This window comes from Actibacterium sp. (assembly GCF_041584535.1).
Lineage (GTDB): Bacteria > Pseudomonadota > Alphaproteobacteria > Rhodobacterales > Rhodobacteraceae > Actibacterium_D.
Map to the genome: position 1 here is coordinate 1 of NZ_JBFHDW010000217.1, position 4,660 is coordinate 4,660.

The 4,660-nt window shown below is 62.9% G+C and carries 4 protein-coding genes; all 4 read left to right on the forward strand.

Translation table 11 applies throughout. The features are described from left to right. Window positions 1-530 (forward strand): acyl-CoA dehydrogenase family protein (locus ABYW26_RS10830; RefSeq protein ID WP_372604867.1); only part of this gene is annotated, 530 nt, incomplete at its 5' end. A gap of 95 nt (window positions 531-625) precedes the next feature. Further along, window positions 626-2,272, forward strand: coding sequence for a cyclohexanecarboxylate-CoA ligase (gene aliA, locus ABYW26_RS10835; protein ID WP_372604868.1), 1,647 nt, complete (start codon window positions 626-628; stop codon window positions 2,270-2,272). Then, on the forward strand, window positions 2,273-3,034 hold the full coding sequence (locus tag ABYW26_RS10840; RefSeq protein ID WP_372604870.1) for an SDR family NAD(P)-dependent oxidoreductase: 762 nt from the start codon (window positions 2,273-2,275) through the stop codon (window positions 3,032-3,034). Between the two features lie 13 nt (window positions 3,035-3,047). After that, a partial coding sequence (locus ABYW26_RS10845) for an FAD-dependent oxidoreductase (RefSeq protein WP_372604871.1) occupies window positions 3,048-4,660 on the forward strand: 1,613 nt, incomplete at its 3' end.

Here is a 4,660-nt window from a genome sequence, read left to right on the forward strand (position 1 = left end):
ATTCGGTCGGGCATGGCTCGATCTGGTTCGACAATGTGCGCGTGCCGGCGGAATACCTACTGGGTGATGAGGGCAAGGGCTTTGCTCAGGTCATGCACGGTTTCGATTTCTCGCGCTCGCTGATCGGGCTGCAATGCATCGGCACCGCGCGTCAGAGCCTGGATGAAACCTGGGCCTATATCAACGAACGCGAGGCCTTCGGCAAACCGCTGTCGGCCTTCCAGGGTGTCACGCATCAGCTGGCCGATTTCGATACCAAGCTTGAAGCCGCCCGCCTGATGTCGATGAACGCGCTGTGGCTCAAGGACAATGGCCTGCCCCATACCGCCGAAGCCGCGATGACCAAATGGTGGCCGCCGCTGTTGGCTTATGAGGCGATCCATGCCTGCCTGCTGATCCATGGCCATGCCGGTTATTCCGAGGATTTGCCGTTCCAGCAGCGCCTGCGCGATGTTCTGGGTCTGCAAATCGGCGATGGCACGGCGCATATCATGAAAAACATCATCGCCCGCGAGCGCGCTGGCCGGTGACGCGACCCACAGTTTGACAACCATTTCAGCCCGGCACCGCGCCGGAGGAAAGACGGCCTGTGCCTGACAAGCCGGCTAGGGGAGGAGGAAAGACCATGAAATTCGATGCTGTTCTGATCGAACCACGGATCAAGGAAATGACCGCCAAGGGCTATTGGCAAAACAAGACGGTGAACGACTATTACGACATCTGTCTTGCGGAATGCCCGGATAAACTGGCGGTAACCTCGGTCGTTGCTGCAACCGGCGAACGCACTGATTTAACCTATGCCCAGTTGGACAAGCTGGCCAACCGGGTGGCCGTCGGCCTGACCCGTTTGGGCGTGGGAAAGGATGACGTTGTGACCTGCCAATTGCCCAACAGCTGGCAGTTCGTCGCGACCTATCTGGGCTGCTCGCGCATTGGTGCGGTGTTCAACCCGGTGATGCATATTTTCCGCGAGCGCGAATTGCGGTTCATGCTGAAACATGGCGAATCCAAGATCTTTGTCGTGCCGCGCGTCTTCCGTGGCTTCGACCACGCGGCCATGGCCGACGCCATGCGTCCCGATCTGCCGGATCTGGAACATGTGATCGTTCTGGGTGGCGAAGGCGACAAGGATTTCGACGCGCTGTTGTTGGACCCCGAGTTTGAAAACGCACCCGACCTGCAACAGATCGTCACCCGCAACCTGCCGAACGCCAACGACGTGTGCCAGCTGATCTATACCTCGGGCACCACGGGCGAGCCCAAGGGCGTGATGCACACTGCGAACACCATGTATTCCAACCTTGTGCCCTATGCCGCGCGTCTGCATCTGGGTGAAGACGATGTCGTGCTGATGGCCTCGCCGATGGCACATCAGACCGGCTTTATGTATGGGCTGCTGATGCCGGTTCAGCTTAAGGCGAGCGCTGTTCTGCTGGACATCTGGGACAAGAATATCGCCGCACAACTGGTGCAGGACGAACGCTGCACCTTTACTATGGCGTCGACCCCGTTCCTGCTGGATCTGGCCAATGCCGTAGACGAAAGCGGTCTGGACAGCAGCAGCTTGCGGACGTTCCTTTGTGCAGGCACGGCCATTCCCGGCCCGGTGGTTGAACGGGCGCGGGCGGTTCTGGGGGCCAATGTGGTTTCGGCCTGGGGCATGACTGAAAACGGTGCCCTGACCCTGACCAATCTGGACGATCCGGCTGACAAGGCGGTCACCACCGACGGCTATCCGCTGGAAGGGATGGAGATCCAGATCCGCGGCGCCGATGGCCAGCCAGTCCCGACCGGCAACGAGGGCGAGCTGTTTGTTCGGGGCTGTTCGAACTTCGGCGGCTACCTGAAACGCCCGCATCTGAACAGCGTCGATGACGAAGGCTGGTTCGATTCAGGCGACATCGCGCGTGCTGATGAAAACGGCTATATCCGCATCTGCGGCCGCTCGAAGGACATCATCATTCGCGGGGCCGAAAACATCCCTGTGGTCGAGGTGGAAAGCCTGTTGTTCAAGCACCCCTCGGTCGCCTTGGTGGCGATCGTCGGCTATCCGGACGCGCGTCTGGGTGAACGGGCCTGCGCCTTTGTCGTGCCCAAACCGGGCGCCAGTTTCTCGATGGAGGAAATGACCCGCTTTCTGGACGAGCAAAAGCTGGCCAAGCAATACTGGCCCGAGCGTCTGGAACTGCGCGACGTGCTACCGTCGACCGCCTCGGGCAAGATCCAGAAATTCGCCCTGCGCAATCTGCTGCTGGACGAGGCGGGCCAGTAAATGCGGCTGGCCGGCAAGACAGCAATGCTAAGTGGCGCGGGCGGCCCGATGGGCCGTGCCGTTGCCAACCGGCTGGTGGCGGATGGGGCCAGCGCGCTTGCGCTGACCGACATCTCGGCCACGCGTCTTGCCGAAACCTGCGATCTGTTGATGGCGCGGGCGCCGTGGCTGAAAATATCGCAGTTCCGGGCCGATGTGACCGTAGCGGACGAGGCAAACGCCTTTTGCGATCAGGCGTTGGACGAGATCGGTCAGGTGGATGTGCTGGTGAATGTGGTCGGAGGGCTGCGCTCGAAACAGCTTTACACCGCGTTTCTGGACATGTCCGAGGACCAGTGGCGCGCCACTATGGACCTGAATGTGATGGGTGGGTTCCACCTGATCCGGCGTATCGCGCCGGTGATGCAGAAATGGGGCTATGGCCGGATCATCAACTTTGCCAGCATCGTTTATGGCGGCGAGGCGGGGCAGGCCGATTATGCGGCGGCCAAGGCGGCGGTCGCGTCGATGACCCGCAGTCTGGCGGAGGAACTGGCGCCTGCCATCACTGTGAATTGTGTGGCTCCGGGGCTGACGCGCACCTCGGTCACCCGCCACATGCCCGAACACCACGCGGCGCGCCTAAGCGGGCAATCGTTTTTTGGCCGCATGGCCGAGCCCGAGGAAATCGCCGACGCGGTCAGCTTTCTGGCCAGTGAACAGGCGCGTTTTGTGACCGGGGAAATCCTGTCGGTTTCGGGCGGTATCCGGCCCCAGCTTTGAGGACGTTGAAACTATGGCTGTGCATGTAGAAATCCGTGGCGATGCTGCGATCCTGACGATCGACAACCCGCCGGTAAACGTGATCGGGGCCAAGGTGCGGGCCGGGCTGATGGCCGGGCTGGACCAAGCCGAAGCGGCGGGCGTCAGCCGGGTGATCCTGACCGGGTCCGGCGCGAACTTCGTCGCCGGGGCCGATGCGCGCGAATTCGGTGCGCCGCCGGTGCTGCCGCACTTGCCCGACGTCCTGACCCGGATCGAGACCTTCCGCGCCCCCTGCATTGCCGCCATCAACGGCACCGCGCTGGGCGGCGGTTTGGAAATCGCGCTGGCCTGCCGCTATCGCATCGCCGTGCCCGGAACCACGCTTGGGTTGCCCGAGGTCACGCTGGGCGTCGTGCCCGGTGCCGGGGGCACGCAACGCCTGCCGCGCCTGATCGGGATGGATGCCGCACTGGACCTGATCCCGCAAGGCAAGGTGATCAACGCGCGTCAGGCGCAAAAGATCGGTCTGGTCGATCAGCTTGACGATGATCCGCTGGCTGCTGCGCAAAGCCTGCCCTCGGCAACCCTGTCCGAACGTCGCCCGGTGTCGCACCGCAGCGTCGACGCGGCCTCGCCCGAGGCGATCAAGGCCGCAACCGCGCTGGCGCGCAAACGCATGGCGGGTCAGATCGCCCCCTTGGCGGCGATCGAACTGGTGACGCTGGCCAGCGGCGATCTCAGCGATGGCCTGACGCGCGAACGCGACGTGTTTCTGCAATTGCGGGCCTCGGAACAGGCCAGCGCGCTGCGGCATGTGTTCTTTGCTGAACGTCGCGCCATGAGCCTTGGCCGGTCGCTTGGTGAACAGCCGACGGATATTACATCCGCGATTGTTGTCGGCGGTGGCAATATGGGCGCATCGATTGCCTATGCGCTGGCCGGGGTTGGCGTGGACGTGGCGCTGGTTGAAACTGATGAGGCCGCTGCGGCCCGGGCCGAGGAAAATGTCAAACGTCTGTATGCCCAAGCCGTGTATCGCGGCCGCATGACCGCTGAACAGGCCGAGGCCGCCTGCATGGCGCGTTTTAGCTTTAAGGTGGGCTATGGCGACCTGCCCGCCGCGCAAATCGCCATCGAGGCCGCGTTCGAGAACATGGACGTCAAGCGCGCCATCTTCCGGTCGCTTGCCGCCGCCCTGCCCGAGACCGCGATCCTTGCCTCGAATACCGCGTATCTGGACGTGAACAAGATTGCCGAGGGCGTTGCCAATCCGGGCCGGATTATGGGCCTGCATTTCTTTGGCCCGGCCCATGTGATGAAGCTGCTTGAGGTCGTGCGCGCCGATGCCACCTCTGAGGCCGCGCTGGCCACCGCCCTGCGGCTGGCGTCGCGGCTGCGCAAGATGCCGGTGCTGGCGGGGGTGTGCGACGGGTTCATCGGCAACCGCATCCTGACCCGCTATCGCCAGACCACCGACATCGTGATGTTGATGGGCGCGCTGCCGTGGGACATCGACACCGCCATGCGCGAATTCGGTTTCGCCATGGGGCCATACGAGGTGCAGGACCTGTCCGGTCTGGACATTGCCTATGCCAACCGCAAGCGCCTTGGCCTGAAAGACAAGCCCGGCTTTCGCTATATCCC

What these genes read in the sequence shown, in the direction of transcription:
- aliA (WP_372604868.1), top strand. Translation starts at nt 626, where the DNA reads ATGAAATTCGATGCTGTTCTGATCGAACCACGGATCAAGGAAATGACC.
- ABYW26_RS10840 (WP_372604870.1), top strand. Translation starts at nt 2,273, where the DNA reads ATGCGGCTGGCCGGCAAGACAGCAATGCTAAGTGGCGCGGGCGGCCCG.